This is a genomic window from Brevibacillus panacihumi (assembly GCF_003710985.1).
Taxonomy (GTDB): Bacteria; Bacillota; Bacilli; order Brevibacillales; family Brevibacillaceae; genus Brevibacillus; species Brevibacillus panacihumi.
Window position 1 is genome coordinate 148,006 of record NZ_RHHT01000015.1, and the last position, 22,858, is coordinate 170,863.

General features: G+C 50.3%; 24 protein-coding genes and 1 riboswitch. Of the genes, 18 read left to right on the top strand and 6 right to left on the bottom strand.

Features of this window, described 5'->3' with window-relative positions:
• The first annotated feature begins 143 nt into the window (after nt 1–143).
• Both EDM58_RS08520 and EDM58_RS08525 read left to right on the top strand, forming a co-directional pair.
• On the top strand, nt 144–272 hold the full coding sequence (locus tag EDM58_RS08520) for a GapA-binding peptide SR1P (protein WP_122912948.1): 129 nt from the start codon (nt 144–146) through the stop codon (nt 270–272).
• A 106-nt stretch (nt 273–378) separates the two neighbouring features.
• Nucleotides 379–2,523, top strand: a complete 2,145-nt coding sequence (locus EDM58_RS08525) for a DUF5050 domain-containing protein (protein WP_122912949.1) — start codon at nt 379–381, stop codon at nt 2,521–2,523.
• A gap of 74 nt (nt 2,524–2,597) precedes the next feature.
• Here EDM58_RS08525 and EDM58_RS08530 read toward each other — a convergent pair whose 3' ends face one another.
• Nucleotides 2,598–4,070 carry an aminotransferase class I/II-fold pyridoxal phosphate-dependent enzyme gene (locus tag EDM58_RS08530; RefSeq protein WP_122912950.1) on the bottom strand — a complete coding sequence of 491 codons (1,473 nt, stop codon included), beginning with the start codon at nt 4,068–4,070 and terminating at the stop codon, nt 2,598–2,600.
• A 102-nt stretch (nt 4,071–4,172) separates the two neighbouring features.
• On the opposite strand from EDM58_RS08530, the gene EDM58_RS08535 reads away from it, so the two are divergent.
• Complete coding sequence (locus EDM58_RS08535) at nt 4,173–5,201, top strand: NAD(P)H-dependent flavin oxidoreductase (protein WP_281275082.1); 1,029 nt, start codon at nt 4,173–4,175, stop codon at nt 5,199–5,201.
• Between the two features lie 148 nt (nt 5,202–5,349).
• Here the strand turns inward: EDM58_RS08535 and EDM58_RS08540 are convergent, their stop codons facing one another.
• Complete coding sequence (locus EDM58_RS08540; RefSeq protein WP_122912951.1) at nt 5,350–6,003, bottom strand: YktB family protein; 654 nt, start codon at nt 6,001–6,003, stop codon at nt 5,350–5,352.
• A gap of 229 nt (nt 6,004–6,232) precedes the next feature.
• On the opposite strand from EDM58_RS08540, the gene EDM58_RS08545 reads away from it, so the two are divergent.
• From EDM58_RS08545 to speD, 4 genes are all read left to right on the top strand, one after another.
• On the top strand, nt 6,233–6,835 hold the full coding sequence (locus tag EDM58_RS08545) for a hypothetical protein (protein ID WP_122912952.1): 603 nt from the start codon (nt 6,233–6,235) through the stop codon (nt 6,833–6,835).
• Nucleotides 6,836–7,073: 238 nt separating this feature from the next.
• The gene (locus EDM58_RS08555) at nt 7,074–7,577 is read left to right on the top strand and encodes a DUF4446 family protein (RefSeq protein WP_122912954.1); all 504 of its coding nucleotides are present in this window, start codon (nt 7,074–7,076) and stop codon (nt 7,575–7,577) included.
• A 347-nt stretch (nt 7,578–7,924) separates the two neighbouring features.
• Nucleotides 7,925–8,521 carry a hypothetical protein gene (locus tag EDM58_RS08560; RefSeq protein ID WP_122912955.1) on the top strand — a complete coding sequence of 199 codons (597 nt, stop codon included), beginning with the start codon at nt 7,925–7,927 and terminating at the stop codon, nt 8,519–8,521.
• A 250-nt stretch (nt 8,522–8,771) separates the two neighbouring features.
• Nucleotides 8,772–9,176, top strand: a complete 405-nt coding sequence (gene speD, locus EDM58_RS08565; RefSeq protein ID WP_023557468.1) for an adenosylmethionine decarboxylase — start codon at nt 8,772–8,774, stop codon at nt 9,174–9,176.
• Between the two features lie 77 nt (nt 9,177–9,253).
• Here the strand turns inward: speD and EDM58_RS08570 are convergent, their stop codons facing one another.
• Complete coding sequence (locus tag EDM58_RS08570; protein ID WP_122912956.1) at nt 9,254–9,868, bottom strand: YhcN/YlaJ family sporulation lipoprotein; 615 nt, start codon at nt 9,866–9,868, stop codon at nt 9,254–9,256.
• Nucleotides 9,869–10,000: 132 nt separating this feature from the next.
• Between EDM58_RS08570 and typA the strand changes: the two genes are divergently transcribed.
• Nucleotides 10,001–11,842 carry a translational GTPase TypA gene (typA, locus tag EDM58_RS08575; protein ID WP_122912957.1) on the top strand — a complete coding sequence of 614 codons (1,842 nt, stop codon included), beginning with the start codon at nt 10,001–10,003 and terminating at the stop codon, nt 11,840–11,842.
• Between the two features lie 62 nt (nt 11,843–11,904).
• Here the strand turns inward: typA and EDM58_RS08580 are convergent, their stop codons facing one another.
• On the bottom strand, nt 11,905–12,375 hold the full coding sequence (locus EDM58_RS08580) for a glutathione peroxidase (RefSeq protein WP_122912958.1): 471 nt from the start codon (nt 12,373–12,375) through the stop codon (nt 11,905–11,907).
• Nucleotides 12,376–12,538: 163 nt separating this feature from the next.
• Between EDM58_RS08580 and EDM58_RS08585 the strand changes: the two genes are divergently transcribed.
• The 4 genes from EDM58_RS08585 to EDM58_RS08600 all read left to right on the top strand — a co-directional run bounded on the left by EDM58_RS08585 (nt 12,539) and on the right by EDM58_RS08600 (nt 15,681).
• Nucleotides 12,539–13,399, top strand: a complete 861-nt coding sequence (locus EDM58_RS08585; protein ID WP_122912959.1) for a deoxyribonuclease IV — start codon at nt 12,539–12,541, stop codon at nt 13,397–13,399.
• A 4-nt stretch (nt 13,400–13,403) separates the two neighbouring features.
• Complete coding sequence (locus EDM58_RS08590; protein WP_122912960.1) at nt 13,404–13,730, top strand: YlaH-like family protein; 327 nt, start codon at nt 13,404–13,406, stop codon at nt 13,728–13,730.
• Nucleotides 13,731–13,741: 11 nt separating this feature from the next.
• The gene (locus tag EDM58_RS08595; RefSeq protein WP_122912961.1) at nt 13,742–14,014 is read left to right on the top strand and encodes a hypothetical protein; all 273 of its coding nucleotides are present in this window, start codon (nt 13,742–13,744) and stop codon (nt 14,012–14,014) included.
• A 206-nt stretch (nt 14,015–14,220) separates the two neighbouring features.
• Entirely contained in the window at nt 14,221–15,681 is a 1,461-nt protein-coding gene (locus EDM58_RS08600; protein ID WP_246000596.1) for a hypothetical protein, read from the top strand.
• Nucleotides 15,682–15,692: 11 nt separating this feature from the next.
• On the opposite strand, the gene EDM58_RS08605 is transcribed toward EDM58_RS08600, so the two are convergent.
• Complete coding sequence (locus EDM58_RS08605) at nt 15,693–16,019, bottom strand: DUF5665 domain-containing protein (protein ID WP_183187455.1); 327 nt, start codon at nt 16,017–16,019, stop codon at nt 15,693–15,695.
• Between the two features lie 117 nt (nt 16,020–16,136).
• Between EDM58_RS08605 and EDM58_RS08610 the strand changes: the two genes are divergently transcribed.
• The 3 genes from EDM58_RS08610 (at nt 16,137) to EDM58_RS08620 (ending at nt 19,239) form a co-directional block, all read left to right on the top strand.
• Nucleotides 16,137–16,601 carry a pyridoxamine 5'-phosphate oxidase family protein gene (locus EDM58_RS08610; protein ID WP_122912963.1) on the top strand — a complete coding sequence of 155 codons (465 nt, stop codon included), beginning with the start codon at nt 16,137–16,139 and terminating at the stop codon, nt 16,599–16,601.
• A gap of 76 nt (nt 16,602–16,677) precedes the next feature.
• Nucleotides 16,678–16,800: riboswitch (SAM riboswitch) on the top strand.
• A 94-nt stretch (nt 16,801–16,894) separates the two neighbouring features.
• Complete coding sequence (locus tag EDM58_RS08615; protein WP_122913053.1) at nt 16,895–18,058, top strand: aminotransferase class I/II-fold pyridoxal phosphate-dependent enzyme; 1,164 nt, start codon at nt 16,895–16,897, stop codon at nt 18,056–18,058.
• Nucleotides 18,055–19,239, top strand: coding sequence for a trans-sulfuration enzyme family protein (locus tag EDM58_RS08620; protein WP_122912964.1), 1,185 nt, complete (start codon nt 18,055–18,057; stop codon nt 19,237–19,239). Before EDM58_RS08615 ends, EDM58_RS08620 begins: the two co-directional genes overlap by 4 nt.
• Before the next feature lie 26 nt (nt 19,240–19,265).
• Here the strand turns inward: EDM58_RS08620 and EDM58_RS08625 are convergent, their stop codons facing one another.
• Nucleotides 19,266–19,889, bottom strand: a complete 624-nt coding sequence (locus EDM58_RS08625; RefSeq protein ID WP_122912965.1) for a YhcN/YlaJ family sporulation lipoprotein — start codon at nt 19,887–19,889, stop codon at nt 19,266–19,268.
• A gap of 197 nt (nt 19,890–20,086) precedes the next feature.
• Between EDM58_RS08625 and EDM58_RS08630 the strand changes: the two genes are divergently transcribed.
• From EDM58_RS08630 to EDM58_RS08640, 3 genes are all read left to right on the top strand, one after another.
• Nucleotides 20,087–21,421 (top strand): PhoH family protein, encoded by a 1,335-nt coding sequence (locus EDM58_RS08630; RefSeq protein ID WP_122912966.1) that lies wholly within the window; start codon nt 20,087–20,089, stop codon nt 21,419–21,421.
• 330 nt (nt 21,422–21,751) lie between these two features.
• Nucleotides 21,752–22,204 (top strand): hypothetical protein, encoded by a 453-nt coding sequence (locus EDM58_RS08635; RefSeq protein ID WP_122912967.1) that lies wholly within the window; start codon nt 21,752–21,754, stop codon nt 22,202–22,204.
• 89 nt (nt 22,205–22,293) lie between these two features.
• The gene (locus EDM58_RS08640; RefSeq protein WP_246000597.1) at nt 22,294–22,830 is read left to right on the top strand and encodes a hypothetical protein; all 537 of its coding nucleotides are present in this window, start codon (nt 22,294–22,296) and stop codon (nt 22,828–22,830) included.
• Nucleotides 22,831–22,858: the final 28 nt, after the last annotated feature.

The window sequence follows — 22,858 nt, forward strand, 5'->3', positions numbered from 1 at the left end:
TGTGACATACTAATTACTTAAAAATGTGTGAATTTCCCGTATTGACTCTAATTAGAGTGACATATTATTATAGATATAACATCTTAATTGGAGAGATAAGAATTCACACTGCCAACGGCAAGGTGATGACGGAGGGGACCAGAATGGGGACAATCGTTTGTCAAACTTGCGGTTCGATCATTGAGCATTTTGAAAGCAATCAAGTGAAAACGCTTTATGCCATTTGCGATTGCGAAGGTTGCCTGAAACAAAATCAAGAGGAGATTTCCTGATACAAAATGACAGGGCTCAAGTGAGTCCTGTTTTTTTTTGACAAGCTTTTGTCGATGGGACATAATAAAGAAGAGAGATAATTGCTGTAAAAGGAGGAATATTTTCATGAAGCGAAAACCCATCCAGGGTTTGTTGGCAGCAGTGATGCTGGTCGGCACCCTGTGGGGCGGGACGCCAGCACTTGCCAGCAGCGTTGGAACCGAAGTGAAGATTAACTCGGGACAACCGGCAGTTTCCAAGACGGGATTCGACATTTCGAATAATTATGCAGTATGGATCGCTGAAGGTGAAAAGGCAGTCACCCTTTATGATTTGAAGAAGGGGACAGAGACGAAAATCGGCGACAAGAAGTCTGACAAAAAGAATCCGAAGGTAGATGGAAATTACGTCGTATGGACTGATTCTCGCAACGGCGATTCGGACGTGTTTCTTTACGATATTTCCAAAGACAAGGAAAAGCGGATCACCACAAAGTCCACTGCTGGCTCCGATGTGGAGATCTCCGGTAAATATATCGTCTGGACGGATAGCCGGCATAACGGAACAGATATCTATCTGTACGATATCAATACCGATGAAGAGACCCGCGTATCAACCAGCGGCAAAGCAAGCAAGCCAAGCGTGAGCCCCGATTATGTAGCGTGGGAAGACAGACGCAACGGCAACTCCGATATTTTCTACTACGACATCGCGGAAGAGACAGAATACGAAGCGGATGTGAGCAGCGGACAGCAGGTCAATCCTGTTATTGACAGCGATGTTATCTTGTATGAGAGCCCACGAGGCGAACAGCTGTACAAGTTTTCTATCGATTCTGGAAGAGCCAAAAAAGTGACCTCTGATTCAAGTTCAAAAACAACTCCACACCTGTATGAAGATACATACATTTTCGCGAGCAACAACAGTCTCATGCTTGGGGATATAGACAAGAGCTCCACAGAGCGAATTGCTACCCGCATTTATTCCAAGCTGCAACCGCGAATTTACGGTGATTTGGTTCTTTTTGCTCGTACGGACAGCGAGGGTAAAGTGCGATTGAGCCTGTATGACCTCGATGACGAAGAAGAGGTAGAGATCGGCGGCATCGCAGGGGAGCCTTCCTCGCCGGATGGTTCCGATCGCTATGTCGTATACCTTTCCACTTCTAAAAGGACTTCTACTGTGGTCCTGTACGATGTAGAGAAGGGTTCGAGCACTGCGATTACTGATGAAGATGCGGATCCGATCAGACCGCTGGTAAGCGATCGTTATGCAGTCTGGTATGACAAGACCTCGAAGGCTCTGATGGCATATGATATCCGCAAGGGCAAAGTGAAGAAAGTAACGGACAAATCCGTAAAACCGTCCAGAGAATATTATGAACTGGATGGCAACAACCTGCTCTGGGTAAACGAAGACCGCAGAAATGAACTGATGCTGACAAATCTTTCTACGGACGAAGAAGAGGATATTACTCGTTTGGGCAAAGACCCATTGAGCCTGGATATTTACGGTGATTATATCACGTGGGTATTGGAGGACAGCCGAGACAAGGCGTCTGTGTACCTGTATGATCGCGATATCAATCGGGAAACCAAAATCGTTTCGGGCGTACAGGTAGAAAAGGCATCGATCGGCGACAATTTTGTCGTATGGAGCGAATACACGACCGGCAGAGACGCTTCATGGGATTTGTTCTATTACGATATAAAGCGTGGCAAAATAAATCCGGTGACCAGATGGAACAATGGGGACCAACTAGATCCGCAAGCTTCCCGCAGCATGGTGCTTTATTATGACAACCGTTTGTCGCCGAAGCCAAAAGATTTCTACTACGAGCTGTATGACATCGATAAGGATTCTTTCAGCAAGCATTACTGGAAGGACGACGCGAAGATGGATATGCCCCGCATAGGCGGAAACCGCGTGGTATGGATCGACGAGCGCGATGGTGATCCGTACGTCTATACGATGGCATTCGCGAGTGCCCGTGAAGACGAAGATGACGATGATGATGACGGGGACGATGACAATGGCGGCATCGATCACGGCGATTATGTGGAATATCCATTCTTGGCCGCACTGGAAGGGGATGTGTTCTTTGACATCCTGGACCAATTCGATTACGACCAAATCGCTTTCGTGGTGTTCCCTGGAACCAAAAAGGAAAAGTCGGTTTCCTTCCTGGAGGCACTGGATGATGCAGATCTCTTATTCGACTTGCTGGATGAGGCAGATATGAGCGATATCTACGTTCGCGCCTACAAATAAGAGACAAACTGAATTGAAAAAAGAGCAGGGTGCGGGACCGAATTCGATCCCCAACCTGCTCTTTTTCTTTCCCGTCATCCAGAGATCGCCGTTTGTCTCTTGACCACCTTGATCGTCTTCAAGGTCTCATCCTCCGGTCCTTGGACAGGAAGGCCGACGCGGATGTTCTCCTGGATGTAGGCAATGTTTTCTTCCGTTATCACTTCTCCCGGCAGGAAGATAGGAATCCCGGGCGGATACACCATGATAAATTCAGTGATGACCCGGCCTGCCGCTTCGGCCAAAGGAATTGTCTCTGTGGGCGAATAGAAGGCATCCCGTGGCGTTGACGACAATACCGGAATTTCGGGAAGAGAAATGGTCGGTTGTTCCTCCGCCTGCACGTGAGCAAATTCGACTGAGAGATCACGCAGGGCATTGACGAGGGTCTGTATCGTCTCTTCGGAGTCTCCAGCCGTAATAAAGCAAAGGATGTTGTAGAGGTCGCTCATTTCGACTTCGATGTGGTATTTGTCCCGCAGCCAATTCTCTACCTCCCAGCCGGTAATCCCCAAGTCCCGTACATGGATCAAAAGCTTGGTCGGGTCCATTGCATAGGTAGCGGGCTTGCCGAGGATTTCACGCCCCACACAATAAATCCGCGGAATCTCGTTAATCATCTCTCTGGCTTTTTCTGCGAGCTGCATCGCTCGCTCCGTCATTTGACGACCGTTCAGGCTCAAGTGCTGGCGAGCCATATCCAGTGAGGCAAGCAAAATATAAGAAGTGGAAGTGGTGGTCAGCATGCTTAGAACGGTTTTTACACGGTCCACATCGACCAGACCTTCCCGTACATTGAGAATCGATGTCTGCGTCAGCGAGCCCCCCAGCTTATGGACGCTTGTCGCTGCCATATCTGCGCCTGCTTGCATGGCGGAAATCGGAAGATCCTCATGGAAAGCAATATGCACACCGTGTGCTTCATCCACCAACACCGGGATTTCATAGTTGTGCGCTGTCCGGACAATCTCCCGCAGGTTGCCGGCAATTCCGAAGTAGGTCGGGTTGATCACCAGTAGGGCTGCAGCATCGGGATGCGCCTCCAGCGCTTTTTGTACGGATTTAACTGTAATGCCGTGTGAAATCCCGAGCTTTTCGTCCATCACAGGGTGAATGAAGATTGGATAGGCGCCTGCAAAAATAATCGCTGACATGATCGATTTATGCACGTTGCGCGGTACGATAATTTTGTCTCCCGGGCTGCAGGTCGCCATGATCATCGCCATGATCGCACCGCTTGTCCCTTGAACGGAAAAAAATGTATGGTCAGCGCCGAAAGCTTCGGCGGCCAATTCTTGTGCTTCTTTGATCATCGCCTTCGGATGATGGAGGTCATCGAGTGGCGCGATATTGATCAGGTCAATCGAGAGAGCGTTCTCGCCGATAAATTCGCGAAAAACGGGATTCATGCCCATGCCCTTCTTGTGGCCCGGAATATGAAATTGAATCGGGTTCCGGTTGGCATGCTCCAACAACCCGCTGAACAAAGGTGTTTTCATTTGTCTCACTACGATCGCCTCGCTTTACAAATCAAGAATAGAAGGGGGTAAAAACAAACAAATTGAGTATAGCAAAAAAGGGGGGGAAAGCAAGCGAATTTTTATTCATTAATCCCATGGCGGCAGGAGTTCGCAACATCTGCCGAGAAGTTTACTCCAAATGGGGTGATAGGCATGAAAACAAGAGTCACTGAGCTTTTGAACATCAAATATCCGGTCGTCCAGGGCGGTCTTGCCTACCTGGCCTATGCGGATCTGGCCGCAGCTGTATCGAATGCGGGTGGACTGGGCCAAATTACAGCCATGTCTTTGCCGTCGGAAGCTGCGCTGCGAGAGGAAATCCGCAAAGTCAAATCGCTGACCGATCAGCCATTCGGCGTCAATTTTGCGATCGGGCAGTACAACCGTTCCTATGAAGGGATGGTGGATGTCGCACTTGAAGAAGGGGTCAAAGTCGTATCGGTAACAGGCGGCAATCCCGAGCCCCTGATTCGCAGACTGGATGGACACGATGTGAAAAAACTGGTTCTTGTCGCTTCTGTCCGGCAAGCGCAAAAAGCGGAAGCCATCGGTGCTGACGCCGTCATGGCAGTGGGGCAGGAGGGCGGTGGGCACCTGGGCCGCGATGACATCGGCACCATTGTTTTGATTCCCCGTGTCGTGGATTCAGTCAAGATTCCGGTTCTGGCCAGCGGCGGGATCGGGGATGGAAGGGGTATTCTTGCTGCTTTGGCACTGGGCGCTGAAGGTGTCGAAATGGGCACCCGATTTATTGCTACGAAGGAGTGTATTCACGCCCATTCAGCCTACAAAGAGGCGATACTGCAAGCCACCGAGCAGGACACCGCTGTGATCAAGCGAACGCTGGGGGCGCCCGCACGCGTCATCCGGACAGAAGGAGCTGATCATATCCTGCAGATGGAAAAGGAAGGCGCAGGATACGAGCAATTGAAACCATTTATCAGTGGTGAAAACAACCGCACCTTTATTTATGAAGGAAATGCACAAAAAGGCTTCGGCTGGGCAGGTCAGGTGATTGGCCTGATCGAGGATGTCCCGCATGTCCAGGAATTGTTCGACCGTATGTTTCAGGAAGTGGAGAAAACGTATGCTCGCTTGCATGATTATCGCAGCAAGTAATGGCAAGGAATCTCGTTCGCCCGCGCCTTAAAGGTGATGTGACCCTTATTGTGCGCAGAACCTCGACATCTGAGACGAAACGAAACAAAAAAAGAACAGGCACATGCTTTTTGAAAGAAAGCGGACCTGTTCTTTTGCATATATTTTTTCATACGGGGAGGGATGCTTCGGTCGTTGGCTGGGCGATGCGGTACAGCTTGGTCAATATCGCAAACGTCTCATCCAAGCGGGCCAGCAATGCTGATCCGTCAGCCAGAATGGGGTCGTGTCGATCTATATTGATTCCACAAAGGATTTCCGCTTTTTTTACCGTTGCCAGCCTGTCCACGAGTTTTAGGATGCCTTCTTTGCCTAACTCGGCCGAAGAGGTGCTCGCCGGCTGCATGTGGTCCGGGGACCAGCGGAAATCATCGGGTACGAAAGACAAAATTTCCTCCAGATGGGTTCGCATGGCTTCACTTACCTGGACTTTTGCTGGAGATTCGTAGATCACTGCATACCAGACGAAAAGATGTGTTCCCCACAAACCGACTTGAAAATGCGGGTGTTTTTTGTATCCGCGCTTGTCAGCCGCCCAGGCGACCCAGGTATCGTCAGGCGGGTTCACTGTCCGGCGTGCATGCTTGGCTACATGGGTGAACATCTCATTGCCTGTCGCCATGGAGAGGGAAGGAGCGTAATGCTGGCCGAGTGCTTCCAGCTTTGGTCGTATGATGCTCTTGATGCCCTCCATTCGAGCATCCAGACCCTCTATGGAGAAAACGTCAAAATCTTCTTGCGTAAATCCGGAAATAACGGACATGTTTCACACCTCTATTCAGACAAATCTTGCGCGGCCTGTTCCGAGAAGAAAAGGGCGCGCTTCCCTGTCAAGGGAGCTTGGAATCCTCCATATGATATCATACCAAACAGCAAAAAAATACATGCCGGGAAATGAATAGCAATGCAGTCATCGGAATAATATGATATACCACTCACTCCCTTACCAGGGCCCTTTTTATCTGAGTATTCTGCGATCGGGAGGGGCCTGAATGCACCTGGACCACGAACTGGAGTATTTTAATCTGGTTGTTTGGCTGAATCGAAAAATGCTGCATGCCATGTTGCAGGCCCTGGTGGAAGTCGGGGTGGGCGTCTCTTGGAGGGAATCTCCCGAGAAGTTTCACCTCCTGGTGAACACCGCTGACGGCAGATCCGAATGGATCATGGAAAGGCTGAACGGTTCCTACAGACTTCATTTGGCTGGTGTCCCTGTGCAGGATACACGGGTCGCGATGGTCCTGTACCGTTTTGTCGAACAGGTGAAAGGGCATGCTGTCGTCAAAGTTTGCGTCGATGACGACAAGGTATTGATGAAGTACATTCGGTATGGTGAAGCCGTCAGAATAGTGGAAATCAAAGGAGCTGAGAAAAAAGTGATCTACGAAAAATCGTGCAATGTGACCATGGATCAGGTGATTGCCGCCTTGAAGAGAAAAGACTCGGAAGAACGAATTCCGGTATTGCGTCTCGAGCTGGATTATGAACTGGCGACCTTGTACGAAGCGATGACCCACGAGGATCAATCGCAGATGAAACGTTCGACAGAGCGCTTGAAACAGCTTCGCAGAGAAATGTTGTTGCTTGAATTATAGGCGGAACTGGAGGATGTCATAAGGACGATGAGCTTGACACAAATGTATATGGAATAAAAAAAGCGACATCTCATGATGAGGGTGTCGCTTTTTTTGGTTCCTGAAACGGGACCATTTTCCGGTATGGCAGTCCGTCTTCCCGCACATGATATTTGAACCAAAGACTTGGTGCATGTACAATAGAGGAAGCATTTCAACAAGCTTGTCTGAAGCAAGGAAGAAAGGAAGAGTACGTTTCATGGAATACCTCCTATCGCAGGCACCCCTGCCGCTGTTGTTGTTGGGTGTCCTGGTCCTGTTTGTGATTTTACTCTTTTTCATGATTATGCAATCAGTGCGGATCAGCAGGCTGCGCAGGTCGATGAACCGGCTTCTTGCAGGAACGAATGGAAGCAATCTGGAAGAAGGCCTGCATCGGATGCTGAATTCGCTTGACGAAGTAAAAAAATTGCAAAGCGACCAGCAATTCACCATCAACCGTCTATCACAGCGTATTGCTTCCCAATGCAGCAATGTAGCTATCGTTCGCTACAACGCCTTCCAAGAGACGGGAAGCGATCTGAGCTTTTCGATCGCCATTATCGATGACGCAAAAAATGGCGTCGTCATCACCAGTATTTTTGGACGTGAAGAATCCCGGGTGTACGCCAAGCCATTGAGAGGCGGAGAATCGGAGTATGCTCTATCTGAAGAAGAAGAAGCCGCGATTCGGAAGGCGTTGAACTCGCAAATAGGAGCATGATTCCCAGCAATTCCAATGAAACGATTAGAATACAGGAGCATGAGAGAGTTCTTTTCCTCTCCCTCCGGTTAAATCCGGATATTCCGTCTTTTTGCGAAAATTCATGGAGTATTTGCTCAAGACTTTTTATTCGTCATGATGTATAATGGATTTGTCAAGGATGGCTGTTTCGTAAATACAAAAAGTAGGTGATCCGCCTTCAATACCCAAATCGATTCTCGATTACCGGGGCAAGCGCAAGGCCAGGTTCTACAACGTTCCTTCGTTGACACTTAGCGTCTCTCCTCATGTTTGGAAGCTGATGCGGTCATTTGGACCACGCAAACCAAAAGAATTGAGGAGATATTATGGCACAGCGTTTAGCAACCAATTACGCCAAGGCCTATTTTACGATGAGTGAGGAAGAGTTGGCACAATTTGTCTCACTCTTCGCCAATGAACATGTTTCAGTCGATGTCAAAGTATGCGACAACGGTGATCGCGACGTTATTCTGACTGACAAAAGCGGAGAGATTCAGTTGAATTTCCTTCGCGCAGGCAATCGCTACTCCTGCGACAGCTCGTATCTCATTCGAGATCGCCAGCTTGCGGAAGCGATGCGCAAAGCCATGAAGACGTTCCGCGGCCAAGGGATCGTTCACCGCATCTATGATGGCTTTACGATGGTGTACCACTACGATCAAGGATCGGTGGTCAGCATTCGGGAGCTTACCGGTGACGAGGAATTGTCCGTCTTTGAAAATACTGCGAGCTATGTATCCCAAGAGCTGGAGCAGCTTTTCCGGCAGATGGGCAGCGAGCAGGAGATAGAGTCGATTCGTCAAGAGACCGACCGTTGGCTGGATCTGCGAAATTGGGCGAGAAGATCTGCCCCGGAGAAGCTGACTGCAATTGATGAGCGACTATCCGCATTGTCGAAACGATTATTTGAATTAGAAGTGTAACGATAAAAAATGGGCGCGCCTGGTGCAGCGTCCATTTTTCCTGTTTTGGCTTGTTTCCATCTACATTCTAAAAAATAGGGTATTGTCAAATAGGCATAAGCATGTTATGTTTGTTTTCGTTGGAAACAGGATTAGGAACCAGGATTCACTTTAAAGGGTGGATAACAAGAGAGAAACCGCCCCCGTTAGTGAATGACGCAGGTCCTAGCGATGTTTAACATTACACTTGCTAGGAAGGGGGAACCGAAAGATGGAATACTCGACTTTCGGAAGACACGTTGCTGTTGACACATGGGGAGTTCAGTTTGACTTGTTGAACGACGCAGAATTTTTGAAAAAGGAAATGATTGAGGCTGCTGAAGCGTCAGGCGCTACGGTGCTGAGCGTACAATCCAAGCAGTTTTCTCCTCAAGGTGCTACCGTTCTGGTTCTTCTCTCGGAAAGCCACCTGTCCATTCATACCTATCCAGAGCGCGGCTTTGCTGCTTTGGATTGCTACACTTGTGGGGAGACTGTAGACCCACAGGTTGCCATTGACTATCTCGTATCGGTATTGAAACCGGAAAAAACCTACGCGAAGAAACTCGTTCGCGGCACAGGTGAACTGCAAGTAGTCGAGCCTGAAATGAAAGTGGCTGAAATGGCAAGCAAGTAACCCATTGAGTAAGTATTCAAGAGGTGCGGAACTTTGTCCGCACCTCTTTTACGTCAAAACCTGCTGTTGCGAGGAGTTTACTCTCGGCTCATCTTCGGACCTGTACCAAGATCGTTGAGCATGACGGAAAAATTGTGTACGAGCGAGCTCTGACCGGCAAGAGGATGTACGGGAGCGTTGTTCGCCCGATGCGTAGCTTCCCGATAGATGGCTGCTTTCATCGCGCGCAGGCGGGCAAACATTTCAGGATCGGCTGTTACATGGATACGCAGGCCGGGTGTGGTAGCCCTTGCTGCAGAATGCACCTGCTGCTCGATGACTCTGATCTGCGGCTGGGCGAGGTTGTCACGCGTGACAATCCCGACAATGGCATCGGTGCCGTGGACAACGGCACTTGTGCGGATAACGCCGGGAACATCATTGGCCGCCCTGGACAAAAGCTCTGCCTGGTTTTGATTGAAGCCATTGGATGTAAAGCCTCTGCGGTAGTTCTTTTCGTTTGTATCTCGGACTGTGGATTGATAATCGTGGGCAATGCTGCCAAAACGATTGGCTGTATACGGATCCTGCACGTTTTGCGTCTTGGCTCCGTTTTGCGATCCCTGTCCGGTTTGTCCGCCAGGCGTACTGCAACCGAATAGGGATGAAGCCAGGAGAAAACTGCTTATGGCTATGGGCCAGTTCTTGTTCAAAGGGGATCACCTCAAGCTTAGTATGGCAAGAAGAAGCCCCTTTACTCGGCGGGTCAAGCCGTTAAAACTACCCATTGTGCCAAGTTTCACGAACTGTTAATATGAAAGGTATGCAAAATAGAGGAGGTACACATGAAGCGTCTTGACAAACGCAACATTGCCATTATTGCCCACGTTGACCACGGGAAAACCACACTGGTCGACAAGCTCTTGATTCAATCAGGTACGTTCCGCAGCAACCAGCACGTAGAAGAGAGAATGATGGACTCGAATGACTTGGAACGGGAACGCGGGATCACCATTTTGGCGAAGACCACTTCCGTTAAATATAAAGACTTCACCATCAACATTCTGGACACACCGGGTCACGCAGACTTCGGCGGTGAAGTAGAGCGGATCATGAGCATGGTGGATGGCGTTCTGTTGATCGTCGATGCCTTTGAAGGCTGTATGCCGCAAACCCGTTTTGTGCTGAAAAAGGCATTGGAAGCCAAAGTGACTCCAATCGTGGTAGTAAACAAGGTGGACCGTGACAACGCGCGTCCGCAAGAAGTGATCAATGAAGTGTACGACCTGTTCATCGACTTGGATGCGACAGAGGAACAACTGGAGTTCCCGATTGTCTACGCATCCGGTCTGCAAGGTATTGCAGGTCTGGAGCCGGATAAGCTGGAAGGCGACCTGCGTCCGCTGTTTGACGCGATCATTGAGCATATGCCAGCCCCTGATGCCGACGAATCGGCTCCGCTGCAAATGCAGGTAACGATGCTGGACTATAACGACTTTTTGGGTCGCATCGGGATCGGTCGCATCTATCGTGGGACCATGAACGTAAATGAAATGGTTTCCGTTACCAAGCGCGACGGATCTGTAAGTAAAGTGCGGATTCAAAAGCTGTTCGGCTTCTCCGGACTGCAGCGCGTTGAGCAAAAGACAGCCAAAGCTGGTGACATCGTCGCCATTGCAGGTATCGATGACATCAACGTGGGCGAAACCGTCTGCCATATCGACCATCCGGACGCTTTGCCATTGCTGAAAATTGATGAGCCGACCCTGCAAATGACGTTTTTGGTCAACAACAGCCCATTTGCCGGGCGGGAAGGGAAGCACGTTACTTCTCGCAAGCTGCGCGATCGTCTGATGGCGGAGCTGGAGACGGATGTATCTCTTCGTGTGGAGGAAACAGATTCACCAGATGCGTTCATCGTATCTGGACGCGGCGAATTGCATCTGTCTATTCTGGTGGAGAATATGCGCCGTGAGGGCTTTGAGCTGGCCGTATCCAAGCCAGAGGTCATCATCCGAATGATTGACGGTCAAAAAATGGAGCCTGCCGAGATGCTGGTAATCGACGTTCCAGAAGAGTACACAGGTGCTGTGATGGAGACTTTGGGTTATCGCAAGGCCGAGATGGTCAACATGGTCAACAATGGATTTGGCCAGGTGCGTCTCGAATTCATCATTCCATCTCGCGGCCTGATCGGGTACAGCACAGAGTTCTTGACGATTACCCGCGGTTACGGGATCATGAACCATTCGTTCGACAGCTATCGCCCATTGGTGCAAGGAGCAGTCGGCGGTCGTCACGCAGGTGTATTGATCTCCCATGAGACCGGAACAGCGACTACGTATGGCCTGATGTCCGTGGAGGATCGCGGGATCATGTTCATTCATCCAGGTACAGAGGTTTATGAAGGTATGATCGTTGGCGAGCACAACCGCGACAACGATCTGACCGTAAACGTATGTAAGGAAAAGCATGCGACCAACGTTCGTTCTGCGACCAAGGATGAGACAGTGAAGATGAAGACACCACGCATCTTGACGCTCGAGGAAGCATTGGAATACTTGAATGATGACGAGCTGTGCGAAGTAACACCGCAATCCGTTCGCCTTCGTAAAAAATACCTGAACAAATCCGATCGCGAGCGTTACGAAAAGCAAAAACGCTGGGAAGCGCAGCCACAAGCGTAGGATGATAAACCAAGGGGCAGTCCCGAAAGTCAGAAATGACTTGGGGACTGCCCCTTTTCTTATTACAGCAATGCTTCAATATCCGCTGTCAATTCTTCCGGCTGCGTCCGAGCACCAATCCGTTTGACGATTTTCCCGTCACGATCGATCAGGAATTTGGCAAAATTCCATTCAATCTCCTGTTCTTCACCTGGTGCATGGGCTTTCAAATATTGATAGAGGGGATGCGCGTTCTCGCCATTCACGTCAATTTTGGCGAAAAGCGGGAACGTAACTCCGTAGTTGGCCTCGCAGAAATGAGCAATCTCCTCTTCACTGCCCGGTTCTTGTCCGGCGAATTGGTTGCAAGGAAAGCCTAGTACGACAAAGCCTTGCTCCCGATAGCGGTCATACAGGGCCTGCAAGCCTTTGTACTGTGGCGTCAGCCCGCATTTGCTCGCAGTATTGACGATGAGCAGTACTGTTCCTTTGTACTCTTCCAACGTGGTTTCTTGTCCCGCGATGGTCTTGACGGCGAATTCGTAAAGACTCATTCGATTCCCACCTTTTTCTTGTGATAGAGACATCATAGCACGCGGGTGGAAGCACTCGCCAGCATGGAGAAAAGAGTATCGCCCATTGCAGCGGGAGTTTTGACAGGGCTTTCGGCACCTGATAAAGTGAAAAGGATAGAAGACATGTAGGAGTGAACCCAGATTGAAGATCGGATGCCATATTAGTGTCGGAAAAGGCTTGGAAAAAGCAGTTCTGAACGCGATCGAATTGGGAGCCGAGTCCTTGCAGGTGTTTACCAAAAACCCGAGAGGATTGCGCCCGAAAAAAGTAGATTACAAGGATGCCGCCAAAGGCGTCGAGCTTTTGCAAAAGCATGGCCTCACCCTGGTCTGCCATACCCCTTATATCACCAATCTCTCCACACCCAAGGAAGACCTGCAGGAAGTGACGATTCGCTCCATTCTGGAAGATCTGCACATTGCGGAAAGCTACGGGGCTGTAGGGGCCGTCGTTCACTGCGGCAAGCACGTGGGAGAAGGCGAGGAATACGGGACCAAGCGCATGGTTGAGACACTGGACATGATTTTGTCCCAATACGAAGGTCCGGTAAAGCTGCTGTTGGAAAATACGGCTGGACAAGGCTCCGAGCTTGGTTTGACCATTCCGGAGCTGATGGAGATTCGCGGCGCCACCCGCTACCCTGAAAAAATCGGCTTCTGCTTTGATACCTGCCACTCCTTTGCCGCTGGACAGTGGAAATTGGAGACGTTTGATCAATTAACGGAGCAGATGAAAGAGACAGGCTACCTCGACCACCTTGTGGCGATTCACTTCAATGACAGCAAAGCCCCGTTTGCCAGTCAAAAAGACCGTCATGAGAAGATCGGCAAGGGAGAGATCGGCAGTGAGGCGCTGGCGAAGTTTTTGGTCTCTCCTCTGTTTGACCATCTGCCGGTCGTATTGGAAACGCCTGTGGAAGATGAAAAGGAATATGCTGAAGAAATGGTCTACCTGCATGGCTTGCGCGAAATTGGCTTGTCCCAGGTGAAACAGGAGGGATAAGACAATGGATTGGCTCGTACTCGCATCTACCTATTACCCCGCAAATCCGGAGCAGCTGACTGCTTATGAAAGCTTTCGGGTGATGGTAGACAACAACCGGACATGGATTATTTTTGTAGAACTGATTCTGGTGTATTATATGGGGTTTGCCACACGGATTCGCATGCCGATTTTAAAGACGATCTTGCTGCTCATCTTCTTGTTTGTCGGCTCGTTGATTTTTGCTATTTTGGATACGGGACTCCCGGTAAAAAGTTCATTGATGGTCGCCATCGCGATTCTCGTCATTGTGAAGGTGCGGATTAAACCAAACACCAACCAGAGAGGGTAGGGGGAGTGTAGATGAAGCGGGAAGACGCCCTGTTCAATTGGCTGCAAATTCAAGTCGTAGCCGATGCCAGGCTAAATGACAAGTCTGCCTTGGATACCGCCGCTTTTTTTCGCGAGGTTCTGCGTGAGGATCATGGGATTGAAGACCTGTCCTATCGACGGGAAGGGGACTGGTACGTCCTGACCGGTACGACGAAGACCGAAGCTTCAGAATCCAGATACCCTGCGGAAACCGTAGATGCACTGTTGGTTGCCATTGAAAATGAACCCCGTTATCAGGCTTGATATACGGATGGCGATAAACTCCTTCCAGCTACCTGTTCACAGGGATGCCGGGAGGAGTTTTTTTATCCTTCAGGAAGTTTTTTCGGGTCTTGTCAATACGCCAAGTTTTTCTATAGTTCCTGCAACCTTTCTGCCATGCGTCCCGTCAGTAACTGTGCCCAGGGTGAGGTTAGATAAAGGGATAGAGACATGAAGGAGGAACATCTATGAAAAAAGTGTTGACCAGACCCGTTGTGGCCGTCATGACGACAGCCGTATTGATTGGCGGGGTGACGCCCCTATTGGCGAATGCCAATGTAGAGGCGACGTCAGGAAACGTCAAAATCTCAGTGGGTACGATCACAGCCACTCCGCTCGAGAACAAGGAAGTAGCAGCCGCTGCTGTCAAGACATCCAATCAGTCGGCACAGGTGACAGCCAGTGCCTCTCGGGAAATGACTCCTTCGGCGACCAAAGTAGTCATGAATGACGAAGGCAAGAAAATTACCCGCTACAATCTGCGCGAATTGGCCATGCATGATCCTGATACCCTGGATATTTTGCTGAAGCAACAGGCTGAACATCTGTACATTATCGTGGAAGAGCTGGACCTGGATACTCATCTGCAAACGTTTATGCAAGACCATCCAGAAGAATGGCTGCGCATTTATCAGGAGCACTATCGCGATATTTGGCTGGAAGTTCGTTTCCTGGAAGATCAGGAAATCGTCAGCGTAGATGCCGAGACAAGGGACAACAAGGTTTACATAAAAGGGGTTGTAACACCTGATGTAACCAAAGTGATCATCACCAAGCCAAATGGGGACACAATCTCTGTCGTGCCTTCGAGTAAGCATACGTTTGCAGTGAGCTTCACTTGGGACGCGAGCATGAAGGACAAGTACGCTGCGGTGAAAGCATATGCAGACAGCAAACTGGTAGACAGCAAGAACGTCAAACTGAATGCACAAGAAGCGGAGAACCTTCTCATGCATGTGCAATCCGTCCTGGATGCCAAAAAGTCCGAATTGAAATTGCGCGGCATCGTCATGCTTCCTGCCGATAAAGTCACGGTTACCTACAACGGCGAGAAGAAATCAGTGAAGGTGCAGAAGCTCTGGGATGGCGTAGGCAGCTTCAATGCTACTCTGAAAGATGTGGAAGCAGCAGGCAAAGAAAAGGCATTGGTAGAAGTCTACGATGGGGACAAAAAGCTTGAGTCCACCTACGTAGATGTCCAGGTAGTCAACGAAAAGGACAAACCGGAAACCGGGAAATACACTCTCACTGGCACAGCCTCCCTGTTTGCAAATGATAAGAACATCAAAGTAAACGGGACTATCTCTGGCTGGGACAAAAAGCATAAGAATGTGAGCCTGGTCATTGTGGCACCGAATGGTGAAAAGAAAGTCGTCCATCCGAATGCACACGGCCAATTTACCTTTACCATCTCGCATAAAGGAAACAAGTATGCCTTTGACGGTAAACCCGTTCAACTGCAGCTCTATGTAGACGGCAAACTTGTTCTGGAGAAAGAGCTTGAGTATGCCAAGGAAGCTTGGAATGACAAGCAGAAGCAGCCACAGGGGAATGCTTACGGGTATTGGAAAAACAAGGACAAAAAAGCAAAGAAAAAAGATGATAAAGACGAAGATGAAGACGACGATGACGAAGAGGATGAGGATTAAGACTGTCAGACTTACCGATAGGATTCGATGTAATCGATAATCTGTCTGATGTAATCCCCGATGATTGGAATCGAAAGAAATTGGGAGAGCAGCGAACCGAATAAAGCCAATACAATCGCCGTTCCGATCGTCAATCCAAGGCCCCGGGCAAGACCTGCTAGGAAATTCGTCCAAAGCAGCTTGCGCGGGGCTGTGTAATTTTGGATCACATCGGCGAGGCGGACATCTTCGAGAAACATGGCGATTTTGTCCATTCTTTCGTTCAGTTTGCGAACCTCCGCAATCTCCTGCAAAAGCTCGTCGATTTGGTCCAGCAAACGTTCGGTAGGGGTCATCATCTAGCCTCCTTTTCCTTTTGATCGTACTTGTTGCAGGGCACCTGCTGGTTACAGTTGCTAGCCGCCTTGCAGGGGGAGTACAATGAATGGAGATATCTTTTTCGGGAGGATACAGGCATGGCTGAAACTGTTTCCCAAACATTGTCCGAAGACTTGTTTGCGCTGTTGCAACAGGAGCGATTTGTGACACTGGCTACGATTGACCATGAGACGGGTGCGCCCTCTCTTCATTCCCTGTCCTGGATCTACGCCGTTTCGGCACAAAAGATCCTGCTGGCTATTGACAGCCGTTCTCGCATTTTGGCGAATATCGCGAAGCATCCCGAAGTGGTTATCCAGCTGATCGGGGGCGGTTCTTCTTATGCCCTGAACGGTGTGGCGCATGTCAAGGCACAGCGAATCGAAGAAGTACCGATCAAGCTTGCCCTCGTGGAAATGCAAATTTATGCCGTCCGAGATATTATGTTTTATGGTTCCCGAATTTCGGCAGATCCACAATACGAAAAAACATATGACAAAAAGGCGGCTACAAAGCTGGATCAGCAAGTCATGGCGGCTTTGAGAAAAGCGGATTTGAATTGAAAAAAATGGATTGACAAAAGGGCGACTATTCCGGTAGTATTAGCATCATTAACACCTACAATTACATCGTTTATTCTTCTTATCCAGAGAGGCGGAGGGACTGGCCCGATGATGCCCGGCAACCAATCACCTGTATAGCAATATACAGGGAGATACTGGTGCTAATTCCTGCAGAGTGTTGAACTCTGACAGATAAGAAGGATTTGCTTACGGTGACGTAATCAAAGCCTTCTTTCTGAGGAAAGGGGGCTTTTTTCATGCCCTCGCAAACGATTGAGGGGAGCGGGATCAAGATGCATTTGGAGACAAAGCTGGTTCAGTCAGGAGTAGGCAAGGACGAAACAACAGGAGCGATCAATTTTCCCGTCTATTACGCGACGGCTTACCGCCATCCGGGGATTGGGGAAAGTACAGGATTCGACTATACGCGGACGGGCAATCCGACGCGTGCCGTTCTCGAAGAAGCAATCGCTGCGGCAGAATCCGGGGACAGCGGGTTTGCGTGTGCTTCCGGGATGGCAGCCATCCATACCACGATGGGCTTGTTCTCACAGCGGGACCACATCATCGTATCACTGGATTTATATGGCGGAACCTACCGTTTATTCGAGCAGGTTCTTACACGCTACGGGCTTTGGTTCACGTATGCAGACCTGCGGGACCTGGATTCGGTAAAGGCAGCAATCCGTCCGGAGACAAAAGCGATTTTTGTAGAAACCCCTACGAATCCGCTGATGCAGATCACGGATCTGCGCGAAGTGTCCCAATTGGCAAAAGAGCATGGCTTGCTTACCATCGTGGACAACACGTTCATGACTCCGTATTTCCAGCGTCCGCTGGAGCTTGGCGCAGATATTGTTCTCCACAGCGGCACCAAGTACCTTGGCGGCCACAACGATGTTCTGGCCGGCTTGATCGTGACCAAAGGCGCAGAGCTGTCGGAAAAGGTGAAATTTTTACATAACACGATTGGAGCCGTGCTTGGACCTCAAGACAGCTGGCTGCTCTTGCGGGGGCTCAAAACACTGGCGCTGCGCATGGAGCGGCATCAATCCAATGCCTATGCCGTAGCGACGAAGCTTCTTGGGCACCCGGCTGTTTCAGAAGTTTTTTATCCCGGCCTGAGCGAGCATCCCGGCCATCTGACACACGCCTCCCAAGCGAGCGGCTTCAGCGGCATGGTCTCTTTTCGCGTGAGGTCCGCCGAACAGGTTCCTGTGGTGCTGCAAAATCTACAGCTTATATCCTTTGCGGAAAGCCTCGGCGGTGTTGAATCGCTGTGTACCTACCCGGCAACCCAAACCCACGCAGATATCCCGCAAGAGATACGCGAATATGTAGGGGTATGTGATCGGTTGCTGCGGTTGTCGGTCGGCATCGAGCATCCCGACGATCTGGCTGCAGATTTGACACAGGCTTTGGATGCCAGTCTCGTCGCAGGGGGGCAGCTGCGATGAACTTTGCTACGAAAGCCTTGCACGGCGTCTCATGTTTTGATCCTGTCACGGGAGCTTCTTCGGTGCCGATCTATCAAGCATCGACCTTCCATCAGGCCGATCTGGATGCTCCCGGTCTCTATGATTACGCCCGTTCAGGCAATCCGACCAGGCATGCCCTTGAGGAAGCAATTGCTGTACTGGAAGGCGGCACCAGAGGTTTTGCCTTCGCTTCCGGCATGGCGGCGATCTCCAGTGTCTTCATGCTGTTCTCGGCAGGAGAGCACATCATTGTCGCCGAGGATGTGTACGGCGGGACGTTTCGCTTCTTGACCCAAGTGCTGTCGCGGATGGGGATCGAAGTGACCTTTGTGGATACCACCTGCATTCATGCGGTGGAGAACGCCATAAAGCCCGAGACGAAAGGAATTTACTTGGAGTCACCCTCCAACCCTACCCTCAAGGTGACGGATCTTGCAGCGGTTTGCCGGATCGCCAAAAGACATGATCTATTGGTCATGGTGGACAACACGTTCATGACGCCGTATTATCAAAAACCTCTTGAACTTGGGGCAGATGTGGTGATTCATAGCGCGACCAAATTTATCGGAGGCCATAGCGACGTAGTAGCCGGTCTGGCTGTCACGAAAGATGAAGTACTGGGGAAACAGCTGTATTTCATTCAAAACGGAATGGGAGCCATCCTCGGTGCTCAGGACAGCTGGCTGGTGATGAGAGGGCTGAAGACACTCAAAGCCCGCCTGGATGTCAGCTCGAGATCAGCGGAGCGCATTGCCCATTGGCTTTCCCAGCATCCGGCGGTGAGCCGCGTTTATTATACGGGCCTGTGCACGCATGCAGGACACCATGTACAAGCGAGTCAAGCAAGCGGACACGGTGCTGTCCTTTCGTTTGATGTTGGGAGCCGTGAGCGGGCCAAAGCTGTGTTTGATCGGGTCAAACTGCCGATTGTGGCGGTCAGCCTCGGTGCTGTAGAAACGATCCTCTCCTATCCTGCTGCGATGTCCCATGCTGCGATGCCGCCAGAGGAAAGAAGCAAGCGGGGAATTACAGATGGGTTGATCAGGCTGTCTGCCGGATTGGAGGACACAGAAGATTTGCTGCAGGATTTGGCGCAGGCGCTCGACGCTTTGCATGAACTTCGCATCTCTGACGATAAAAAGACATTCTCCCGGGTATAACCCTGGAGAATGTCTTTTTTGTCTTGTCACGGATTTGGCTTGCGGTTGACATTGATTTTGTCATTGCCTTGTGGCTTTGACCTGCCGTTGTTGTTGATGCGCTGTTCGTTCTCCCTGGAAGGCTTTTGTTCACGCTTTTGTACCCGTGCGGGGGTCTGCGGGATGATCCGGCCGACGATATCTGCCATCTCCTCCGCAAAACCGCTGACAGGGCGTCCGTTCCGGATGTCAGCTCCCATTTCGCGCAGTCGCTGAACGATGTCAGGGTCTGCTGTCACCAGGGCCGTAGCTCCTTGAGGATCTTCCTTCAAGGCCTCGGCGACGGAGTATTTGATCACGCCTACTTGAGGGCGGTCCAGATGAGCATTGACATCAATTCCGACGACGGCATACTTGCCCACTACGACGGCGGTAGCTCCATTTACCTTAGGTACGCGCTTCGCCAGCTCGACCAGGCGATCAGCAGTAGCTTGCGCTGATTGGTTTTTTACCGGCCCCGGGTTTGTCTGCTGGACACGCTGCGTTTTGGGGGCATTTTGATTCTGTTTGGGTGCCGCCTGATTGGCTGGCGGTTTATTGCTTGTAGTTGTGCATGCAGTTAGCAAGAGACAGATACTGAGAGTACCGATCGCGATCCGTTTCACATACATTCTCCTTTACTGGTATACCTTCCAAAGGAGGGCAGGGTTTAGGTGTATTGTGTTCGCTAGCGACGGTTTTCATTCTGTATGGTCCAAGACTATCTGCGAAAAGACGCACATAGACTGTAATACATCAGGCCTCTACAGCAGCGCATCCCTCCAAAAATTGCATAGGGTATATAAGATGGGTAATAGGAGGCGAGATTTTGAAGAAAATCTACGTACTGGACACCAACGTACTCCTGCAAGATCCTCGGGCGATGTTTTCCTTCGCTGACAACGAAATCATCATACCCGCTGTAGTGTTGGAAGAGATTGATTCCAAGAAGCGTTATATGGATGAAATTGGGAGAAATGCCCGCTATGTCTCGCGTCTTCTGGACAGCTTTCGTGAGCATGGTCATCTGCACACCGGTATTACCCTCGAGACGGGTGGATTGTTTCGTGTAGAACTGAACCATTCATCCCTTCACAAGCTGCAAAAGCAATTTACGGAAATGACCAATGACAATCGGATTTTAGCTGTAGCACTTAATTTGCAGGAGGAGGAAAATCTCTCTCCCCAACCGCGGCCGGTCATTCTCGTCAGCAAGGATGCCCTGATGCGCGTGAAAGCCGATGCCCTGAATCTGACGGCGGAGGATTTTTTGTCCGACCGGGTAGTAGGCGAATTTTCAAGCCTGTACACGGGTTATCAAAAAATGCTGGTCTCGTCGGAAGTCATTAAATCCTACTACGCGACCCGCAAGCTGCATTTACCCATCTGTTTTCCGCGTCATCGCTTCCATCCGCATCAATTTCTGATCTTGAAAGACGAACTGAACCCGTCCATCTCCGCGATCGGGAAGGTGGACACCGAAGGAAAGACGCTGGAAATGCTGGTTTCAGACGAAGACCCGATCTGGGGAATTCGGGCGCGGAACGTCCAGCAGCGCATGGCGACCGAATTGCTGCTGAGAGACGATATTCCGTTAGTAACCATGACAGGAAAGGCAGGTACTGGAAAAACATTGCTGGCTCTGGCGGCAGGATTGCTGCAAATTGAGGACCAGCAGAAATATAAAAAATTGTTGGTGGCAAGACCCATTGTCCCTTTAGGAAAAGATATCGGCTATCTGCCAGGCGAAAAGGAAGAGAAGCTGAGGCCGTGGATGCAGCCGATTTATGATAATCTGGAGTATTTGTTCAATACAAAACGCCCGGGAGATCTGGATAAAATCCTCGCCGGGATGGGCAGTTTGCAAGTGGAGGCCTTGACCTATATCCGCGGCCGTTCGATTCCCGAGCAGTTTATCATTATCGACGAGGCGCAAAACCTGACCAAGCATGAGGTCAAAACGATTCTGACCCGGGTAGGGGACGGTTCGAAAATTGTCCTGATGGGCGATCCCGAGCAGATTGACCACCCCTATCTCGATGAAAGCAACAACGGGTTGACGTATGTAGTGGAGGTGTTCAAGGATCAGAAGCTGGCTGGCCACATCCGGCTGGAAAAAGGGGAGCGAAGCGTGCTCGCACAGCTCGCCGCGGATTTATTGTAACAGACGCGCATAATGACAAACGAACGGAACATACTAGTTATTGTCGAGCCCGATGATTCATGATTAAACCGGTGCAAACCTTTTAGGAGGCGAAGAGCCGTGGATAACCATGATGAAGCAGACGACGAAAGTCGGATTGGCGGAAACCGAATTCTTTAGGTAACTTTGCTCTAACATGGAGGTTGAAGTGCCAAAGAGAATAACCGGAATACCCCATAAAAGCATATCGGGCTCGACAAGGACCGCTCCCAATTTGGGAGCGGTTTGTTCTTTCTTGCGATTCTGTTTTTGGTCCCGCGCCCATAGACTTGTACCAGGGAGGGGACAGCTATGGTTACCTTGGACTCATCCATTGCTTTTCTCATTTATATTACCGCCGTATCCAGTGCTGCAGCAGGGGTGACAGAGGCGTGCAAGTCGGTCATCCCGTTTCTTACAACGGATTATGAGCCGAAGGACGATTGCTGGGAAGATCACAACGAGGCGGCACGCTTTATGAACTACAAACGCTTTTTCAATCTGCTGATCTCCGTCGTTGCTGCCGGGTTCATTTTTGGCGCGATAGGACTTGACCCTGCCAAAATTCTGCTGGGAGACGAGATTGCCTATGTCGAAAATCCCTGGAAAGTAGGGACCTGGATGTGGGGGATCGTCGCTGTGTTCGGCTCCCCATTCTTTGCCTCCATCTTGAAAATTCTGGAGGGCTTGAAGAAGCAGGTGGAGACGGATCGCCCGCCAAATCGTCCAAGAAGAAAGGTGACGGGACCCCGGGATGAAAAATAGTGACTCTTGCCCCATATGTGCGTGTGGGGTAAGATAGCCTTGTACAGACGGACAGGAGAAGGGGCGCGACAAAGGAAAGGTGTGCGGCGATGAAGGACTGGAGACATTGGCCTTGTGTCATGCTCGTCTTGATTGCAGGGGTCATGCTTGCGGCTTGCTCTTCGGACGGAGGGCTTTCTCCCTCTTTTGATCCGGAAAATCAAAAAGAATATGGCTTGAACGGAATGTACGTAGGACAAAACATTAAAGAAGCGATAGACATCCTGCAGCCGGACAAGGCCGATTTTATGGATATGCAGACGCGTGAGTCCTATACCGTCGATCGGATGGCGGCCGGGGAAGGCAATATGGTCATGGGCATGATGCTGGTGGGCCGTACGCAAGTGATGGTCATGGTGGAACGCGGCGTGCTCCAATCGATCATGCTGGCTGGGGTTCCGGAGGAAGAAGCCGAGAAATTCAAGACCAATCGAGGCTTGGTGATCTACTCCAGCGAACAAAGACTAAAAGAACTATATGGCGAAGCGGCAGGAGACAAAGAGATCATCTACAAGGGAAGCAAGCAAGAAGCCAGCTTCGGGATTGTGAATGATCAGGTGGTCTGGTTCCGGTTTGATCGTCTGTAAGGAAAAAGTGCGTTCTTTGGTCGGAACG

Bases quoted from the DNA above. Each gene is read 5' to 3' on its own strand.
- EDM58_RS08520 (WP_122912948.1), top strand. From the start codon at position 144: ATGGGGACAATCGTTTGTCAAACTTGCGGTTCGATCATTGAGCATTTT.
- EDM58_RS08525 (WP_122912949.1), top strand. From the start codon at position 379: ATGAAGCGAAAACCCATCCAGGGTTTGTTGGCAGCAGTGATGCTGGTC.
- EDM58_RS08540 (WP_122912951.1), bottom strand. From the start codon at position 6,003: ATGTCCGTTATTTCCGGATTTACGCAAGAAGATTTTGACGTTTTCTCC.
- EDM58_RS08545 (WP_122912952.1), top strand. From the start codon at position 6,233: ATGCACCTGGACCACGAACTGGAGTATTTTAATCTGGTTGTTTGGCTG.
- EDM58_RS08555 (WP_122912954.1), top strand. From the start codon at position 7,074: ATGGAATACCTCCTATCGCAGGCACCCCTGCCGCTGTTGTTGTTGGGT.
- EDM58_RS08560 (WP_122912955.1), top strand. From the start codon at position 7,925: ATGGCACAGCGTTTAGCAACCAATTACGCCAAGGCCTATTTTACGATG.
- speD (WP_023557468.1), top strand. From the start codon at position 8,772: ATGGAATACTCGACTTTCGGAAGACACGTTGCTGTTGACACATGGGGA.
- typA (WP_122912957.1), top strand. From the start codon at position 10,001: ATGAAGCGTCTTGACAAACGCAACATTGCCATTATTGCCCACGTTGAC.
- EDM58_RS08580 (WP_122912958.1), bottom strand. From the start codon at position 12,375: ATGAGTCTTTACGAATTCGCCGTCAAGACCATCGCGGGACAAGAAACC.
- EDM58_RS08590 (WP_122912960.1), top strand. From the start codon at position 13,404: ATGGATTGGCTCGTACTCGCATCTACCTATTACCCCGCAAATCCGGAG.
- EDM58_RS08595 (WP_122912961.1), top strand. From the start codon at position 13,742: ATGAAGCGGGAAGACGCCCTGTTCAATTGGCTGCAAATTCAAGTCGTA.
- EDM58_RS08600 (WP_246000596.1), top strand. From the start codon at position 14,221: ATGAAAAAAGTGTTGACCAGACCCGTTGTGGCCGTCATGACGACAGCC.
- EDM58_RS08605 (WP_183187455.1), bottom strand. From the start codon at position 16,019: ATGATGACCCCTACCGAACGTTTGCTGGACCAAATCGACGAGCTTTTG.
- EDM58_RS08610 (WP_122912963.1), top strand. From the start codon at position 16,137: ATGGCTGAAACTGTTTCCCAAACATTGTCCGAAGACTTGTTTGCGCTG.
- EDM58_RS08615 (WP_122913053.1), top strand. From the start codon at position 16,895: ATGCATTTGGAGACAAAGCTGGTTCAGTCAGGAGTAGGCAAGGACGAA.
- EDM58_RS08620 (WP_122912964.1), top strand. From the start codon at position 18,055: ATGAACTTTGCTACGAAAGCCTTGCACGGCGTCTCATGTTTTGATCCT.
- EDM58_RS08625 (WP_122912965.1), bottom strand. From the start codon at position 19,889: ATGTATGTGAAACGGATCGCGATCGGTACTCTCAGTATCTGTCTCTTG.
- EDM58_RS08635 (WP_122912967.1), top strand. From the start codon at position 21,752: ATGGTTACCTTGGACTCATCCATTGCTTTTCTCATTTATATTACCGCC.
- EDM58_RS08640 (WP_246000597.1), top strand. From the start codon at position 22,294: ATGAAGGACTGGAGACATTGGCCTTGTGTCATGCTCGTCTTGATTGCA.